The organism is Paenibacillus sp. NPDC093718, from assembly GCF_050279985.1.
Taxonomy (GTDB): Bacteria; Bacillota; Bacilli; order Paenibacillales; family Paenibacillaceae; genus Paenibacillus_AQ.
Genome location: NZ_JBNNUS010000005.1, coordinates 557,266 through 574,271 on the forward strand (window position 1 = coordinate 557,266; position 17,006 = coordinate 574,271).

Consider the following 17,006-nt stretch of genomic DNA (forward strand, 5'->3'; position numbering starts at 1 on the left):
ATCCATTCATATCATCTGAGATTGTGTTAGGATAAAAAAATAGAATATCGTCTTCCATTTGAGGGGTGAAGCCATGAGGCAAATGATAGTTCATTGTGAACATGAGACCATTCAGATGGCCCTCATCGAAGATGGGAGGTTAGCAGAATTCGCCGTTGAGCGGAGTCGTGAGCAAAGTGTAGTCGGCAGTTTTTATAAGGGCAGGGTCGTAAATGTGCTGCCGGGGATGCAGGCGGCTTTTGTAGATATCGGGCTGAAAAAGAATGCATTTTTATATATTGATGATGTGCTCCATCCTCATTTAGAGAAGCAGCCCAAACAGAAGCCGTCTATCTCAGAGCTGCTAACGATAGGCCAGGAATTGATCGTGCAGGTGATGAAGGAACCTAGAGGCGGCAAGGGGGCGCGGGTCACTACCCATTTTTCACTGCCTGGCAGATGCATGGTGTACATGCCGACTGCGGATTATGTTGCCGTCTCCAAGAAAATTGGACGTGATGCGGAGAGAGCAAGGCTGAAGAGTATCGGCGAGCAGCTCCGCGCAGATGAAGAGGGGATCATTATCCGAACGGTATCGGAGGACGAGCCTCTGGAATTCCTTAAGGGAGATCTTGAGTATCTGCGAAAAGAGTGGGCGCGAATTCTCGACAAGGCCGAGTTTTCTTCTGCTCCGGCGCTGCTTCATCGCGATTTAGGTTTGCTGCAGCGTTTTCTCCGCGATGCCTTTGATCCGCTTCATGACGAACTTGTGATCGACAGCAAGCTTAAAGGCGAGGAGACCAAAAGCTATCTGAAGGAAACCGTCCCTGGTATGGAGCCTAAGGTTACATATTACTCGGAAGGAAGTCCGATTTTTCAAGCTTACGGGTTGGACGAGCAGATGAGAGCCGGCTTTGCAAGAAAAATCACGCTTCCGGAAGGTGTGACCATCGTTGTTGATCAGACGGAAGCCATGACCATCATGGATGTCAACACAGCCAAATATATCGGTGGCGATAATTTCGAGGAAACGGTGCTGAAGACGAATCTTCTGGCGGCAGAGCAGATTGCAAGAATTCTGCGGCTCTGGGATATCGGGGGCATTATCATCGTTGATTTCATCGATATGGATCGTGAAGAGCACCGGGAGCAGGTTGTTTCTGCCATGGAGGCTGTAATGCGCAAGGACCGCACCAAGAGCTTTGTAGTGGGCTGGACCAAGCTGGGACTGCTGGAAATGACCCGCAAAAAAGCCAGGGAAAGCTCTTCGCTCCCGTTTGCTAAGCCTTGCGGAGCTTGCGGGGGCAGAGGTTTTGTTATCGAACAATGATGTTGACGGTGAACATGGAATATGATATTATCATTGGGTATGTGTCTAGTGATGGTTTGCTGCACATGCTGTAACCGCTCCGGTTGGGTTACCAAGGACGTTCCGGTTGGGACGGACACCTTATACTAGGCGAGTCTGAGACATAGGGAGGTGCAAGCAAATGTACGCTATTATCGAAACAGGTGGTAAACAATACAAAGTTCAAGAGGGCGACGTATTGTTCATCGAGAAGCTGACTGCAGGTGACGGCGAGAGCGTGACTTTCGACCGTGTACTGGCCGTATCTAAAGAGGACGGGTTGGTAGCAGGTACGCCGGTTGTTTCCGGTGCGACTGTAACTGCAAAGGTAGAGAAGCACGGTAAAGGCCGTAAGGTCGTTGTATACAAATACAAGCCGAAGAAGAACTACCACAAGAAGCAAGGTCATCGTCAACCTTACACTAAAGTAACCATCGAGAAAATCCAAGCGTAAGTAGGTGCGGTAATTGATTACTGTACAAGTACTGCGCGGGGGAGATGGACGGATCCATAGCTTTAAGGTAACGGGGCACGCGGGATATGCCAATCCTGGAGAAGATATTGTATGTGCTGGAGTTTCCAGCATTACAGTGGGAACGGTCAATTCCATTGAAGCGTTAACCGGAACTGTTATGGAGACCCAGATGAAGGGCGGCTTTCTTAGTGCGAATCTTCCGCCGACGGCAAACGACTCCGTCTCGGGACAAGTTCAACTGCTTCTCGAATCCATGGTTGTTATGTTACAGGGAATTGCCGATTCATACGGCAAGTATATAAGAATACAGGAATTGACTACTTGAAGAAGGAGGTAGACAACATGTTGAAATTGGATCTTCAGTTATTCGCATCGAAAAAAGGTGTAGGTTCCACAAAGAACGGTCGCGATAGCCAATCGAAACGTCTTGGTGTGAAACGTGCAGACGGTCAAGCAGTGACTGGCGGCAGCATCTTGGTTCGCCAACGCGGAACGAAAATTCATCCAGGCACGAACGTAGGTATCGGTAAAGACGATACTTTGTTTGCGAAAGTTGACGGCGTTGTGAAATTTGAACGTTGGGGTCGTGATCGCAAGAAAGTGAGCGTCTACCCGGTTGATGTCGCTCCAGTAGCGGCTGCAGTAGAAGCTTAATCGTTTCTTATGCTGCATACAGAAGAAGCCTTTCGGCATCGTTGCCGGGGCTTCTTTTTTTGTAAATAACGCAAAGATCATCATCCAGGGGATGAACCGTCCTGAAGGTCTATGATATACTGGGATTTGGTGAATGTAACCAATTGCTGTTGAAAGACGAGGAGAAGCGATGAAATCCTGGAAATGGATAGCAGCTGGGGCGGGGTTAACCTCCGTAATACCCGTGGCATGGATGGTATGGAAACCGACTTTGGCTGCAGGAGCAGTGTTAACGGTTTGGGCTATCGCTGCGTCTGCCTGCGGAGCTTGGCTTGTCCGGAAATCGGAGGAGCGCAGGCAGCAAGCCATCATTCGGAATGTGGAGCAGACGGCGATTCAGATGCTGAATCACCATCGTCATGATTGGATGAATGAGCTTCAAATTTTGTACGGCTACATTCAACTTGGAAAGCTTGATAAAACAGTGGGTTCTGTGGAAAGAATAAAGGACAGGATGGCGACGGAAAGCAGAATCTCTAAGCTGGGCATTCCTTCGCTGGTTTTTTATTTACATTCATACCGTACGTACAGCAATAATCTGCAGCTCGATGTTGAAGTTGTGGACCAGGTGCAACTGGAAGACAAAGTATCGCCACAAACGGCGGAGTCTTTTACCGAAGCTATCATTCAAACGGTGAGAGCTTTTCAATTGAGCGGAAAAGCGTCTTGGGGGGATACCCGGCAATTAACATTAACATTTATGCAGCAAGAACAAGAGCTGATGGTATGGGCACAAGGAGAAGGATCCTTTGGAGACCCGGACAGCTTGAAGCTTCAGATTGAACAATCCGTAAAAGGCGAAGGCATTCGGGTAGAACAAACGGAGCCGGGGGAGACCTCGTATCGTTTGTATTTGTCGTTTGTGACTTGAGGAAGGTGATTTCATGTTTGTAGATAAGGCAAAAGTATATGTAAAAGGCGGAGACGGCGGCGATGGTCTCATTGCGTTCCGTCGAGAGAAATACGTTCCTGAAGGCGGACCTGCCGGCGGAGACGGCGGTAAGGGCGGCGACGTGATTTTCCGGGTGGACGAAGGACTACGCACGTTGATGGATTTCCGTTACCAGAAGCATTTTAAGGCCAAGCGCGGAGAAAAAGGCCGCAATAAAAGTCAGCATGGCGCCAATGCGGATAGCATGATTGTCCGTATCCCGCCGGGTACCATCTTAACGGATGACGATACCGGTGAGGTGATTGGCGATTTGACCCGACACGGTCAACAGGTTGTTGTTGCCAGAGGAGGCCGTGGAGGGCGAGGAAATATCCGCTTTGCTACCCCGAACAATCCGGCGCCTGAGCTTGCCGAGAACGGCGAGGAAGGCGAAGAGCGTTACGTAACCATGGAACTTAAAGTGATGGCTGATGTAGGTCTCGTCGGGTTCCCAAGTGTAGGCAAATCAACCTTGTTGTCCGTTGTATCTGCGGCTCAGCCAAAGATCGGCGCATACCACTTTACGACCATAACGCCGAATTTGGGAGTTGTTGAGGTTGGAGACGGTCGCAATTTTGTTATGGCTGACCTGCCTGGTCTGATTGAGGGTGCTCATGAAGGCGTGGGACTTGGTCACGAATTCCTCCGGCACGTGGAAAGAACACGCGTCATTGTCCATGTCGTGGATATGGCAGGCACGGAAGGAAGGGATCCGTTTGAGGACTGGGAAAAAATCAATGATGAAATCAGGCTCTACAACCCGGTTCTGGTCGAACGGCCGCAAATCGTAGCCGCTAATAAAATGGACATGCCGGAGGCCGAAGAGTATCTAGCGGCCTTCAAAGAGAAGCTGAAAGAGATTCGTCCGGACATCGAGGTCATGCCAATCTCCTCGCTGACCCGTCAGGGTATCCAGGAACTTCTTTACCGCACGATCGATGTGCTTGAGAGCATTCCGGACGAGCCGGCCATTGAAGAAGTATCCGAGGTTTCCGAGCGCAAGGTTTATAAATTCAAAGCGCAGAACGACAACTCCTTCACCGTTACTAGGGATAATGAGATGTATGTGGTGCATAGCGAGCGGATTGAGCGGATGCTGAAACGGATGCAGATGAATTCGCATGATGCCATTCTGAAGCTTGCAAGAACGATGCGTCATATGGGCGTCGATGAAGAACTTCGGAAACGGGGCGCGACAGAAGGCACCATTGTACGAATTGGTGATTTCGAATTTGAATTTGTTGAAGGCAGCAGCTACTATTAATGTGCAAAAAATACGTTTGTAACAAAATACCGCAAGGTCTGTTTAACAGCAGGCTTGGCGGTATTTTTTTATGGAGGAAGTGGTGTCCCAGTGAATCGATATCACGTAAACATGGGTTGTGGTTTATGGCACCAACTATGAAGTTGTTCAGAGATATCTTTTTCCGCTTAGGTTACCAAATTTTGCATCCACATATCAGGTAAATCGTATACAATGGTAGTACAATAGTCCTTTTCCATAGACTATCAGGATGGAAGGAACGTTGTATAAAGGAGAGTAGAACTATGGCAATTATTGAAGTTGTAAAATATGAAGGACCGCCGAATGTGTTTGCCTGGCGTTATCCGAATCAGGAGTTAGGCACTTGGACCCAACTCATTGTTCATGAGACACAGGAGGCAATCTTATATAAGGGTGGCCAAGCCCTGGACTCCTTCTCAGCTGGGCGGCATACACTGAGTACGGCGAATACACCGATATTATCCAATGTGATCAATCTTCCATTCGGCGGGAAGTCTCCCTTTACGGCAGAAGTCTGGTTTGTGAACAAACTTCGTTCACTGGACGTGAAATGGGGGACCAGCTCGCCGATCCAGCTGCAAGATCCAAAATACAATATTATCGTATCGGTCCGGGCTTTTGGCCAATTCGGCGTACAGATCAGCGATCCGCGAAAGTTCCTGGGGACCATGGTTGGCACACTTCCGACTTTTGACCAAAGCACACTGATTAAATATTATCGCGGCGTACTGATGTCCAATATTACGGAAATCATATCCTCCTATATCGTTCGTAAAAAAATCAGCGTAGTGGAGATCAATGCTTACATAGCGGAAATATCGAAGCATATCATGGAAGCGATTGCGCCTTCATTTGAAGAAATGGGGATCACCCTGCTGAATTTCTATGTGGACTCCATCAACATACCTGAGAATGACCCGGCAGCTGTTCGAATCAAGGAAGCGTTGGCAAAGAAAGCGGAGATGGACATCATCGGATATACCTATCATCAAGAAAGAACCTTTAATACGCTGGAGGGGGCGGCAAAGAATCCCGGCAGCCCGGCAGCGGTCATGGGAACCGGATTGGGCATGGGACTTGGAATGGCTGGTCCGATGTATGAGACCGTGGGAAAAATGTTTGAGGGTTCAAAGGATCCAGGAAAGAACGAGCCTCATATCAAACAGAAGGCTTGTACCCAGTGCGGAACACTGAGCGCAGAAGAAGCACGATTCTGTTCGGGATGCGGACAATCGCTTCAGGTGCAGGCTGAGGAGGAACTGGCGAGAACCGTTCAATGCAACGATTGCGGGCAGCCACTGCCTCCGAATGCCAAGTTTTGCCTTCACTGCGGTGACCCGTACCATGCATGCCCTAAATGTGGCCATGACCACCCGGCCGGTGCCGTCGAATGTCCGGATTGCGGTGCAGCACTTCCTATGCCTTGCAGGGCATGCGGTGAACTGGTGGATGCGGAAGCCAAGTTTTGCCCGCACTGCGGGTCAAGCCATGCGCTTACATGTCCTGGATGTCATCATGAGATCAAACCGGGCCAGAAGTTTTGCATGGAGTGCGGACATAAATTGATGTGAAGTGAAAGTGAGGGAATAGAGTGAGTACAAGTACCACAAGTCGAAATGGATTATGGCTGGCTGCGGCAGTGCTTCCGGTCTTAACCATCCTTCTGTTCGGATTGATCGGAGGGATCGTTCAGCTGAATGCTTGGATATCGGGCATCGCTCTCGGATGCGCCGAAGCGGCCATTCTCGTCTTTATCGGTTTTGTTGTCCACCAGCTCAAAGCGACTTCGCCAGGAGCTCCTTTTTATATTGCTTCAGGCGTCATTATAGGAGTCTATGCCATTTCCGTTTTGCTGGAGGTCATTCTGCTGGGGTATTTATTTAAGCTGCCTGAATCTTCTTATTTTATGATTCATCTTATAACTTTCCTGGGGTTCTCGGTGGTTTTGGGACTGATCGTTCTGGCGGGAAAATATGCAGGAGCTCATGAACGAAAGGAGAGTGATCATCTGGCGGTTAAGAAAGAGACGGTGGCCTGGATCGGGGGAATCCGAAGAAAACTAGGTGAGATGCCAGGAGAGAACATTCATTCGTTAGACCGGCAGATGGCCGAGCTGGAGGAAACGCTTCGTTATAGCGATCCTATCACACACACCTCTTTATATGAAGTGGAGCATATGATCCAGCAAAAAATCGCATTGTTGGAGGACCAAGTGGCTCTAATCGGGGAGACGCAAGCAGAACAACGCGATCAGCTGGCAGAGCAAACCGTTCACATCATCCGCGATATCCTTAGAACGGTACAGGATCGCAACACCGAACTTCTGAAGGCAAAAGCGGGATCAACGTAATGCAGATGGTAGAGGGGATAGAATATGGGAGCGTCTGATCTGAAGCGCTTTAAACAGAAGTTCACGACCATGGATTATTTCATTATTGCGTTGGCGGTTCTGTTTTTTCCGCTGGCCATTGTGCTGGCGGCTGCTCGGGTGCTTGTCACCCATCGCCATAATCACTGTAAGGGAAGAAACAACCGGCTCTTCGGGTGGGTTCTGGTCATAACCTATGGAATCTTTGAATTGCTTATGATCCTTGCGACTATTGATGATAAAGATGTCGACGGCCTCTATTCCGCTTCCATCGTATGGGGCGTTATTATACTGGTTCCAGCCATCATCATGCTGTTGATTGGCAAGAAAGAAGATAAGAAATTCAACCGTTTGCTGCAATTTTATTCGAATGCCATTATGCAAAGAGGGCTCGTCCAAATTGAACATATCGCTCGAGAGGCAAGGCAAACGCCGGCCCATGCTGTCCGAGATATCACGTTCATGTTTGAACGGCGTATGCTGCCTAATGGAAAGCTGGACAACGGTGTTGTCATCATCCCATCCTTGCAGAGGAGACCCCAGTCCTCATTCCAAGGAGAATTTGTTTCGCGCAGCGGGCAGCGAGTGCAATATTCACTAGGTCAAGTTGCGGCTGAACCAGCGCCAATAACCCGAAACGAAGCGGAGCCCGATCCAGGGCCAAAGTCTGTGGAATGCCCGGGCTGCGGGGCAAGGTCGGTCGTAACGCATTCGGAGAAAAAAGAATGTGAGTATTGCGGTTCGGTGATTGTGGCTTAACCTTAGTTATGCGTCCGATTAAGAAACAACATTGAGGAGATCGTGGTATGAGCATTCCAAATAAGCCTTTTAAATCGCAATTTTCAAAATTCGATTATTTTATTATTGGCTTGACGTATGTGTTTTTTCCATTAGCTTTGATCATTGCCGCGTGTCGTATCTTACCTACACAACAACATCACAGTTACAGGGGAAGAAACGCAAGGCTGATGGGATGGGTATTGTTCGGTTCGTACATTATGACTTCTGTGATCTTTTCACTGGCGAGCGAAACCAGTGAGGAGTTCTTAAACGACAATTTAGCATTGGCATTGTGCCTATTAGTCCCTGCCATGCTGCTTCTTGTTGCTGCTGACCTGGCAGACAAGAAATTCCGAAAGCTGTTGAGAATTTATGCAGAGGACGTTTTGCAGCGGCGTCTGATTTATATCGATCATATTGCGATTGCAGCGAATCAAACTCCATCCCATGTGATCCGTGATTTGAACTTTATGATCAAGGAGCGGATGCTCCCTTACGGGAAGATTGAGAATGGTGTGCTGATGATCACTTCATTACATAGAGAGTCAGTAAAGTCAGCCGAGATTCAACAGGATATTGGATCGAAGTCTGTGGAATGTTCAGGGTGCGGTGCAAGAACCGTAATTTCACACCAGGAAGAAAAAGAGTGCGAGTACTGCGGCACGGTCATTGTTGCTTAGATTTCACGCGGAGCGTTTGAACTCAAAACGAAAGTATAATTGTTTTATCAGCAGTCTCCACATACCGGAGACTGCTTTTTCTTGCGCATCATTTACAATTTTGACGTTTATAACGATGTGTTCCGATTCGAATTGCGATATAGTATAGGCTATAGAGTTGACATAAGAAATATCGGGATATCTTAAAAACTGGACACTTATGTATTGCCCTTACATGGTATATCCAGTATAATGTCCACTATACGAATACAGTAGTCTTTGAGGAGAGGACGTTTGTGAAGGAACGCTACTATTTGGTCCGGGAAGACATCCTTCCCGAGGCTGTGGTTAAGACGATGCAAGTAAAAAAATTGCTGGCATCGGGAGACGTTAGAACGGTCCATGAAGCCGTTGAACAGGTTGGGCTTAGCCGAAGCGCTTTTTATAAGTACAAGGATGGAATCCATCCCATCAATCAACTGGAACGTGATGAAATCGTAACGATTTCTATCGATATGGAGCATCGCTCGGGGATGCTATCTGAAGTGCTTGGGTTGGTAGCGGGTGAAGGCGGGAATGTGTTAACCATTCATCAGAGTATTCCGCTGCAGGGAATCGCCAATGTCGTGATATCCGTCGAAGTTTCCCGGCTGAATGAGGAGCTGGATGACCTGCTTGACGGATTGAGGCGAATAGCTGGAGTAAGAAGAGTGCAGATGATAGGCCAAGGTTAAGTTATGGCGATTTAAATAGATATCTATGTGATGGGATACAGGAGGTAGTGTATTAATGAAACCGGTCAAAGTAGGGCTTTTGGGATTAGGAACCGTAGGAACAGGGGTTGTCCGCATCGTAGAGGGACACCAGGAGGATTTGAGCAGCCAGGTCGGTTCGCCGATTACGATAGAACGTATCGCTGTCAAACATTTGGAGAAGTACCGCAGTGTCAATGTGGATCACAATAAACTGACGGAAGATCCATGGGCGGTCATTCGCGATCCCGAGATTGATGTCATCGTTGAAGTGATGGGCGGGATCGAGCAGACGAAAACCTATATTCTCGAAGCGCTTGAGCGCGGCAAGCATATCGTTACCGCGAATAAGGATCTGATGGCTCTCCACGGTGCCGAAATATTAGCCAAGGCGCAAGAGAAGCAGTGCGACGTGTTCTACGAGGCAAGCGTTGCTGGCGGTATTCCCATTATTCGCACGCTGATTGAAGGCTTCTCCTCGGATCGTATCATGAAGATTATGGGGATCGTGAACGGTACAACCAACTTTATTCTGACCAAGATGAGTCAAGAAGGCGCATCGTATGAGGATGTCCTGGCCGAAGCTCAGGAACTGGGTTATGCAGAAGCTGATCCGACCTCCGATGTAGAGGGATTGGACGCGGCACGCAAGATGGCGATTCTCGGCACGCTTGGCTTCCGTACGAACGTCGAGCTCCAGGATGTAACCGTTAAGGGAATCTCGCAAGTGACCAAAGAAGATATCGCCTATGCGAAGCGTTTGGGCTATGAGATGAAGCTTCTTGGTATAGCGGAGCGTCAGGACGATGAGTTCAGCATCACGGTTCAGCCTACGATGGTTCGAAAAGGACATCCTATTGCAGCCGTGAATGGGGTGTTTAATGCGGTTTATGTATATGGAGAAGCTGTAGGCGAAACGATGTTTTACGGAGCCGGAGCTGGTGAGATGCCAACCGCTACATCCGTTGTGGCAGACCTGGTTGCCGTTATCAAGAATCTGAAGCTCGGCGTCAACGGTCTCAAAGCCATCGTTCCATACAAACCGAAGAAACTGAAAACCGACGAGCAGATCATGTATAAGAACTTCATTTTGCTTCATGTCGACGATAAAGCAGGTGTACTTGCCCAAATTACGCAGGTGTTCGCTGAATATAACGTCAGCCTGGAATCCGTTGTCCAGCAGCCGAACGAGCATAATCCGGACGCGGAGATTATCATCGTCACGCACAATGCGAGCAAAGCCAATATGGATGAAGTGTTGAATCATTTTGAAGGCCTGGAAGTCATTCGCCGAATTAAAAGTGTTTACCGTGTTGAAGGATAAGGGATTAGAACTCATTAAATAACCCTATATAATTTTTTCATAAGAAAAGGAGAACAAGAGAGATGCCGTATGAAGGATTGCTTCAAACCTACAGAGAATATTTGCCGGTGAATGAGCGTACTCCGCTTCTAACGCTTAAGGAAGGGAACACCCCTCTGATCAAAGCTGTGAATCTATCCGAAGAGCTCGGAATTGATCTGTATTTCAAATTTGAAGGGCTAAATCCTACGGGTTCATTTAAAGACCGCGGGATGGTGATGGCTGTAGCGAAAGCGATGGAAGAGGGAAGCCGCACCATCATGTGCGCTTCAACGGGCAATACGTCTGCAGCAGCTGCTGCTTATGCCGCTCGTGGCGGATTAAATTGTATCGTAATCATTCCGAACAACAATATTGCGCTGGGCAAGCTCGCCCAGGCGATGATTTACGGAGCAAAGGTCATTGCGATTGAAGGCAATTTTGACCGCGCGCTGGAAATTGTGCGCGAGATTACGGCGAAGCATCCGATTGCGCTTGTAAACTCCGTGAATCCTTATCGAATCGAAGGCCAGAAGACGGCTGCATTCGAAGTCGTCGACCAGTTGGGGAAAGCTCCGGACGTGCTGGCCATTCCGGTCGGCAATGCCGGGAACATCTCCGCTTACTGGAAAGGATTTAAAGAATACCATGCTGCGGGCAAATCGTCCTCTCTGCCGAGAATGCTTGGATTTGAAGCGGAAGGAGCAATGGCCATCGTGAAGGGAGAGCCTATTGCGAATCCGGAAACGGTAGCGACTGCCATCCGTATCGGGAACCCGGCCAGCTGGAAAACCGCGGTTGCGGCTGCTGAGGAATCCGGCGGACAGATTAACTATGTGACGGATGAAGAAATTTTGGAAGCATACCGCAAAATCGCATCGCGTGAGGGCATTTTTGCCGAGCCAGGATCGGCTGCCTCCATCGCAGGCGTTTATAAAATGAAGCGCGAAGGATATTTTAAAGGTGGAGAGTCCGTAGTTTGTGTGCTGACAGGGCATGGACTCAAGGATCCGAATATCGCCATTGCTACCGTGAACGCTGAACCGCTCGTTGTATCAGATACGGAATCAGCCGTAATGAATGCGATTGCTAAGCTTGAAGGAGCTGCACGGGTATGAGTTTGTCCCAAGGTGTCCGGGTGAAGGTACCGGCCAGTACGGCTAATTTGGGACCCGGATTCGATACACTCGGCATGGCATTGTCTATGTATTCCTGGATTGAGATGAAGGCGTCGGAGCGGACCGTATTCCATCTTCATGGTGATGAGATGGGCGGTCTGCCGACCGATAAGAGCAACCTGATCTACAAGGTGGCTCAGATGGTTTTTGAAGAAGCGGGACAGGCTGTTCCCGATCTCGAAATTTCCATGTATTCCGAAATTCCGCTTACCCGCGGTCTTGGCAGCAGTGCTTCGGCGATTGTAGGGGCGCTGGCGGCTGCCAATGCGCTGATCGGTTCACCGCTGCCGGATTCCAAGCTTTTTGATATGGCGACGAATGTTGAGAAGCACCCGGATAATGTAGGAGCTTCATTATTTGGAGGGATCATTACGGCTGTATGGGACGGAGCTCATGCGGATTATATACGAATTGAACCTCCAGCAGACCTCGGCACGCTCGTTGTTATTCCCGATTTCGAATTGGCAACATCCAAAGCAAGAGAAGCGCTGCCCGCCCAGGTCAGTTTAGCGGATGCTGTATATAATATTAGTCGGTCCTCCTTGATGACCGCGGCTCTTTCTGCAGGCAGACTGGACTTGATATCTGCCGCAATGCAAGACCGGATTCATCAGCCCTATCGGGTACCGCTTGTGCCAGGGATGAGCAAAATTTTGGCCGAAGCGACAAACCACGGAGCGCTGGGGATTGCGCTAAGCGGAGCGGGCCCGACGATGATTGCGTTGGTGGATCGGAACGAACCGCGTGCAGAAGAATTGAGCACGTATCTCACGGAGACGATGAAGGCGGAAGGAATCCTGTCTTCGTGCTACCAATTGAATCCAGTTGCGGAAGGCGCCCAGCTCTTGGATGATATAAACAATAGATCCTTTTTGGATATGATTAGAGGGGAAGTTACCGCATGAAAAAAATAGCCTTGTTGCCCTCAGGATCGGTATCTCATGAAGCGATACTTTATCTCCTTAACGGTGAGCCGGTGGAGTTTGTCCACCATAAACTGATCTCTGATGTATTTATGTCTACAGTAGAAGGAAAAAGCGATTACAGCGTAATCCCGATTGAAAATACCATCGAAGGTTCCGTGAGCCTTCATATGGATTGGTTGGTCAATGAGGTGGATCTGCCGATGCAGGTGGAGTGGGTCTATCCTTCCATTCAAAACCTGATCGGAAATGCTGCCGAGTTCCGGTCAAATGACGGTACGATGGATTACAGTAAAATCACAAAAATTTGGTCTCACCAAGTAGCAACGGCCCAGTGCCGTCAGTTCCTCGCGAAGGCTGCGCCACAGGCTGAGTTGGAGCAAGTAGGCAGCACCTCGGAAGGGGTTAAGATCGTAAAGGAAAATCCCGGCCAGGGATGGGCGGCGATCGGTACTACACTAGGCGCTGCCACTCACGGATTAAACGTGCTTGCAGAGCGTATTACCGACCATGATAACAATTACACCCGGTTTGTATTAATCGGACGCGAGCCGATTTTAGTCAACCGTTCGCCGGAGCATATCAAGACCAGCATTCTCGTGACCCTCCCAGAGGATGTGCCGGGAGCGCTGCATCAGGTGCTTTCGGCGTTTGCTTGGCGGCGCCTGAATCTGTCGCGGATTGAATCCCGTCCGACGAAGAAGAAGCTTGGTAATTACTATTTTTACATCGATGTCATGGCCGCAGCGGATTCCGTTCTGTTGCTTGCCGCCATGGGAGAGATTGAAGCGCTGGGATGTGTGGTTCGTGTGCTGGGTACTTATCCGGGCTATGCGTACGAGAGTGAGAAAATGGAGGTTAAGTAAATGTCAGAGCAATGGATCTATCTGGATGGAGAATTCGTCACAAAAGAGAATGCAAAAGTATCCGTTTTTGATCATGGATTCCTGTACGGAGACGGCATATTCGAAGGGATTCGGATATATAACGGCAACATCTTTAAGTGCAAGGAACACTTGGATCGGCTGTACGATTCCGCCAAGTCCATCGATTTAGTCATCCCATTGGCATATGATGAGCTGCTGGAGGCTATGGCCGAGACGATTCGGCGCAACGATATGCGAAACGGGTACATCCGTATCGTAGTATCCCGAGGTGCAGGCAATCTGGGTCTGGACCCGCGTCGCTGCCCTAAACCAACGGTGTTGATCATTGTGGAACAGCTGGCGATCTACTCTGAAGGGGCTTATCTTAACGGTTTGAAGGCCGTATCCGTAGCCCAGCGCCGCAACATTCCGGATGCGCTCAATCCGAAAATCAAGTCACTGAACTATTTGAACAATATTCTTGTGAAGATCCAATCCAACTTTGCGGGAGCGGATGAAGCAATCATGATGAACGCACAAGGATATGTGACGGAAGGCTCAGGGGACAATATTTTCATCGTGAAAAACGGCGTGGTCACCACGCCTCCGTGCTACCTTGGCGCGCTTGAAGGCATTACGCGCCAGGCGATTATCGATTTATGCGATAAACTCGGCATCAAATTGAAGGAAGAGCCTTTCAGCATGCATGACGTTTATATAGCAGACGAAGTGTTTTTTACAGGAACCGCAGCTGAGGTCATCGCCGCTCGTGAAATTGACGGACGGATGATCGGAAAAGGGCAGGCTGGTCCAATTACGCTTCAACTGCTCGAGGAATTCCGCAAAATTGTGGATCAAGACGGTTATAAAGTATGGGAATCTTGATGTTTTAGGACAGCTAAATAAACGACTTAAACCATCCTTTCATGTCGATGAAAGGATTTTTTTTGCCCAGAGGGATGTCAATCGCCTATTCCGTGCATAGGATGTAGTAACGAAAGCGGGCGAATAACATGAGCCTAGAAGAGTGTAGGAGGTTTTAGCGGCGTGAAGATACACATCGTCAAGGAAGGCGACACCCTATATGAGCTGTCCAAAAAATACGACGTTCCTTTAGCGAAAATCATCGATGCCAATCCACAGCTGGTGGATCCGAATAAGCTCGATGTCGGTGCCAAAATCAAAGTACCGACAGAGCCTGTTCCGGTACCAGGCGGCAGCCAACCCATTATCCATAAGCATACGGTAAAGCAGGGGGACTCCCTCTGGAAACTGTCGAAGGCATGGGGCGTAACCCTGAAGGAAATCATTGATGCCAACCCGCAGCTTAAAAATCCGAATGCCCTGCTGGTTGGAGAGGTCGTGAACATCCCTTCATCAGGCGTGTATTCGGAGTCGGGCTCAGATGACGGGGTTTCGATGAGCAGTGGCAGTGGTTCGAACCCGGGCAAGAAGCCGGGCAGTAAGGATTACACCGGAGTGAAGGAAGAAATCACAGCGCCGATCGAGCAGCCTCCGGTTGTTCCGGAAGTTAAGGAGCCCGAGCCGCCGATTTTACCGAAACTGCCTGAGATTTCACCGTTCCCCGAGGAGCCTAAAAAATTCGAACCGGAGCACAAACCGGAGATTTTACCTGAAATCAAGAAGCCGGTCATCCTGCCGGAGGTCAAGAAACCAGAGATCCTGCCAGAAGTGAAGAAACCGGAGGTCCTGCCGGATTTTAAAAAGCCTGTAATCATGCCTGAATTCAAGCCAGAGTACAAACCGGATTACAAACTGCCATATAAACCAATAGAGCCGGAGTTTACGCACCCTGTCAAAACCATGCCGTTACCTTACCCAATCCATCCTATGGCCGAACCATGTCCGCCGTTTGCGGAGATGCCACTTCATATGATGCCGCATCCTTGTCCGGAATTTCCTTTTCAAGAAGCGCCTGCATTTATGATGCCTCCATACGGTGGTTATCATGAAGGACCATGTGGTTGCCATGAACCTAAACATTGGCATGGAGCAGATTACGGCACAGTCCATCCGTATCACCATATACCGCAGGAAGCGATGCCTGTATCCTATAATGAAGGCTGGGGGAATGTACCTTCAGGATATCCGGGTGTTTCTGAACAGCCCATGAGCTTGGAATATTCCCATTTCTCGATCACGGAATCATATACAGGAAATGTGGGTTCCGATTACCATCCATATCCTGAGCATCATCACACAGCGGCGACATATGGTTATGTTCCGTCTCCTTGCGGATGCCATGGGGGAGAAGTTAGTCCATACCACAATATGCCACAACACGGGCATCACCAGTACGCACCCGACATGGCGGTACCGTATCAACCGTGGCAGGGTGGAATGGACTACAATGCTGGGGGATACGGCCATCCGTCCGCACTCATGGGAACTCAAGCAGCATATCCTCCATTTGTAAATCCATATGAGCAGAACTGGAATGATCGGCAAAACGACCAGCCGTTCGATTCGGCATTCAATCCTTCGGCTCCATACGAAGCGAAGCAATCCAATATGTCGGTCAGCGGTGAGGCTCAGAACGATACGGAACCATCCGTAACCAGAGATACTTCCATTGAAGAGAATGCCAAGGAGAGAGCCAAAGTCCATCGTCAGCAAGCCAATAAAACAAGAACAGCAGCCAAGAAATCACGCAAGCCTCAAGGTTCATCAAAAGGCAAGCGCCACAATCCCTGGATCAAGGGTTAAGACATTATCAATGAAGGCCAGGTTACAGCTAAACAAAAGGGACCATATCTTGGTCCCCAGGCTGTTGAGAAACCCCCTGTTTTTTGCAGGGGGTTAAAATTTGCCTTAAAGTCTCAAAACTAGGGGTCTCAGATCGTTTTAAATCGATTTTTGGTTTAAAAGATGAGCCTCCCCATATAAAAAATAAAGTGTCGAAAAGTCCTCTGGACTTTCTCGACACTCTGGGGACCATATCTTGGTCCCTTTTGTATGCTCGCCCGACATACTGTCTATAAATCTATTGGAATGTGATACTGCTGATCGCCATTTATAAATGAAATGCATTTGGAAGAAATTATGTATTGCTATTGAATCGAAAAATATGATACATTATAAATCCAGTCGCGATCAGCAAGGCTGCGATGGGATAGAGGTCAACGAAAGTAAAGAAGAACTTAAGAAGAACTTAAAAAACTTCCTAAAAAAACCTCTTGCATTATCGAAACAAACATGATATATTATAAGAGTTGCTGGTGCGAACGAGATTCGCTGGTGACGAAGAAGTTGATCTTTGAAAACTGAACAACGAGTGAGTAAAACGAACCACTTTGGTGGGACGTTGAAAAAGAGAATTGAACAAATTCTCGTCAGTTAAGAAATGAGCAAGTCAAACACTTTATTGGAGAGTTTGATCCTGGCTCAGGACGAACGCTGGCGGCGT

At 48.7% G+C, this 17,006-nt stretch carries 17 protein-coding genes; all 17 read left to right on the plus strand.

The features are described 5' to 3' along the window. The first annotated feature begins 73 nt into the window (after positions 1 to 73). The 17 genes from ACQKPA_RS18260 to ACQKPA_RS18340 all read left to right on the plus strand — a co-directional run bounded on the left by ACQKPA_RS18260 (position 74) and on the right by ACQKPA_RS18340 (position 16,306). The gene (locus ACQKPA_RS18260; protein WP_427493966.1) at positions 74 to 1,309 is read left to right on the plus strand and encodes an Rne/Rng family ribonuclease; all 1,236 of its coding nucleotides are present in this window, start codon (positions 74 to 76) and stop codon (positions 1,307 to 1,309) included. 160 nt (positions 1,310 to 1,469) lie between these two features. Beyond that, positions 1,470 to 1,781: a 50S ribosomal protein L21 gene (gene rplU / locus ACQKPA_RS18265; protein ID WP_006208810.1), complete on the plus strand. Its 312-nt coding sequence runs from the start codon at positions 1,470 to 1,472 to the stop codon at positions 1,779 to 1,781. Positions 1,782 to 1,794: 13 nt separating this feature from the next. Further along, entirely contained in the window at positions 1,795 to 2,127 is a 333-nt protein-coding gene (locus ACQKPA_RS18270; RefSeq protein ID WP_194541485.1) for a ribosomal-processing cysteine protease Prp, read from the plus strand. Between the two features lie 17 nt (positions 2,128 to 2,144). Then, positions 2,145 to 2,456, plus strand: coding sequence for a 50S ribosomal protein L27 (gene rpmA, locus ACQKPA_RS18275; RefSeq protein WP_071223405.1), 312 nt, complete (start codon positions 2,145 to 2,147; stop codon positions 2,454 to 2,456). Positions 2,457 to 2,625: 169 nt separating this feature from the next. Then, complete coding sequence (locus ACQKPA_RS18280; RefSeq protein WP_427493967.1) at positions 2,626 to 3,366, plus strand: Spo0B domain-containing protein; 741 nt, start codon at positions 2,626 to 2,628, stop codon at positions 3,364 to 3,366. 13 nt (positions 3,367 to 3,379) lie between these two features. Beyond that, positions 3,380 to 4,690, plus strand: a complete 1,311-nt coding sequence (obgE, locus tag ACQKPA_RS18285) for a GTPase ObgE (RefSeq protein WP_071223403.1) — start codon at positions 3,380 to 3,382, stop codon at positions 4,688 to 4,690. Positions 4,691 to 4,974: 284 nt separating this feature from the next. After that, positions 4,975 to 6,282 carry an SPFH domain-containing protein gene (locus ACQKPA_RS18290; protein WP_427493968.1) on the plus strand — a complete coding sequence of 436 codons (1,308 nt, stop codon included), beginning with the start codon at positions 4,975 to 4,977 and terminating at the stop codon, positions 6,280 to 6,282. Between the two features lie 20 nt (positions 6,283 to 6,302). After that, entirely contained in the window at positions 6,303 to 7,061 is a 759-nt protein-coding gene (locus ACQKPA_RS18295; RefSeq protein WP_427493969.1) for a hypothetical protein, read from the plus strand. A gap of 24 nt (positions 7,062 to 7,085) precedes the next feature. Continuing rightward, on the plus strand, positions 7,086 to 7,838 hold the full coding sequence (locus ACQKPA_RS18300; RefSeq protein ID WP_427493970.1) for a hypothetical protein: 753 nt from the start codon (positions 7,086 to 7,088) through the stop codon (positions 7,836 to 7,838). 47 nt (positions 7,839 to 7,885) lie between these two features. After that, complete coding sequence (locus ACQKPA_RS18305) at positions 7,886 to 8,539, plus strand: hypothetical protein (RefSeq protein ID WP_427493971.1); 654 nt, start codon at positions 7,886 to 7,888, stop codon at positions 8,537 to 8,539. A 275-nt stretch (positions 8,540 to 8,814) separates the two neighbouring features. Then, positions 8,815 to 9,252, plus strand: a complete 438-nt coding sequence (locus ACQKPA_RS18310) for an ACT domain-containing protein (RefSeq protein WP_009594028.1) — start codon at positions 8,815 to 8,817, stop codon at positions 9,250 to 9,252. A 55-nt stretch (positions 9,253 to 9,307) separates the two neighbouring features. Next, positions 9,308 to 10,594 (plus strand): homoserine dehydrogenase, encoded by a 1,287-nt coding sequence (locus ACQKPA_RS18315; RefSeq protein WP_427493972.1) that lies wholly within the window; start codon positions 9,308 to 9,310, stop codon positions 10,592 to 10,594. Positions 10,595 to 10,656: 62 nt separating this feature from the next. Next, positions 10,657 to 11,730 carry a threonine synthase gene (gene thrC / locus ACQKPA_RS18320; RefSeq protein WP_427493973.1) on the plus strand — a complete coding sequence of 358 codons (1,074 nt, stop codon included), beginning with the start codon at positions 10,657 to 10,659 and terminating at the stop codon, positions 11,728 to 11,730. After that, positions 11,727 to 12,695 (plus strand): homoserine kinase, encoded by a 969-nt coding sequence (thrB, locus tag ACQKPA_RS18325; RefSeq protein ID WP_427493974.1) that lies wholly within the window; start codon positions 11,727 to 11,729, stop codon positions 12,693 to 12,695. The genes thrC and thrB overlap by 4 nt, the downstream gene beginning before the upstream one ends. Beyond that, positions 12,692 to 13,579, plus strand: a complete 888-nt coding sequence (gene pheA, locus ACQKPA_RS18330) for a prephenate dehydratase (protein ID WP_427493975.1) — start codon at positions 12,692 to 12,694, stop codon at positions 13,577 to 13,579. The genes thrB and pheA overlap by 4 nt, the downstream gene beginning before the upstream one ends. Then, positions 13,580 to 14,464, plus strand: a complete 885-nt coding sequence (ilvE, locus tag ACQKPA_RS18335) for a branched-chain-amino-acid transaminase (protein WP_427493976.1) — start codon at positions 13,580 to 13,582, stop codon at positions 14,462 to 14,464. A gap of 162 nt (positions 14,465 to 14,626) precedes the next feature. Further along, positions 14,627 to 16,306: a LysM peptidoglycan-binding domain-containing protein gene (locus ACQKPA_RS18340; protein WP_427493977.1), complete on the plus strand. Its 1,680-nt coding sequence runs from the start codon at positions 14,627 to 14,629 to the stop codon at positions 16,304 to 16,306. Positions 16,307 to 17,006 lie beyond the last annotated feature (700 nt).

What these genes read in the sequence shown, in the direction of transcription:
- ACQKPA_RS18260 (WP_427493966.1), top strand. Translation starts at nt 74, where the DNA reads ATGAGGCAAATGATAGTTCATTGTGAACATGAGACCATTCAGATGGCC.
- rplU (WP_006208810.1), top strand. Translation starts at nt 1,470, where the DNA reads ATGTACGCTATTATCGAAACAGGTGGTAAACAATACAAAGTTCAAGAG.
- rpmA (WP_071223405.1), top strand. Translation starts at nt 2,145, where the DNA reads ATGTTGAAATTGGATCTTCAGTTATTCGCATCGAAAAAAGGTGTAGGT.
- ACQKPA_RS18280 (WP_427493967.1), top strand. Translation starts at nt 2,626, where the DNA reads ATGAAATCCTGGAAATGGATAGCAGCTGGGGCGGGGTTAACCTCCGTA.
- obgE (WP_071223403.1), top strand. Translation starts at nt 3,380, where the DNA reads ATGTTTGTAGATAAGGCAAAAGTATATGTAAAAGGCGGAGACGGCGGC.
- ACQKPA_RS18290 (WP_427493968.1), top strand. Translation starts at nt 4,975, where the DNA reads ATGGCAATTATTGAAGTTGTAAAATATGAAGGACCGCCGAATGTGTTT.
- ACQKPA_RS18300 (WP_427493970.1), top strand. Translation starts at nt 7,086, where the DNA reads ATGGGAGCGTCTGATCTGAAGCGCTTTAAACAGAAGTTCACGACCATG.
- ACQKPA_RS18305 (WP_427493971.1), top strand. Translation starts at nt 7,886, where the DNA reads ATGAGCATTCCAAATAAGCCTTTTAAATCGCAATTTTCAAAATTCGAT.
- ACQKPA_RS18315 (WP_427493972.1), top strand. Translation starts at nt 9,308, where the DNA reads ATGAAACCGGTCAAAGTAGGGCTTTTGGGATTAGGAACCGTAGGAACA.
- thrC (WP_427493973.1), top strand. Translation starts at nt 10,657, where the DNA reads ATGCCGTATGAAGGATTGCTTCAAACCTACAGAGAATATTTGCCGGTG.
- thrB (WP_427493974.1), top strand. Translation starts at nt 11,727, where the DNA reads ATGAGTTTGTCCCAAGGTGTCCGGGTGAAGGTACCGGCCAGTACGGCT.
- pheA (WP_427493975.1), top strand. Translation starts at nt 12,692, where the DNA reads ATGAAAAAAATAGCCTTGTTGCCCTCAGGATCGGTATCTCATGAAGCG.
- ilvE (WP_427493976.1), top strand. Translation starts at nt 13,580, where the DNA reads ATGTCAGAGCAATGGATCTATCTGGATGGAGAATTCGTCACAAAAGAG.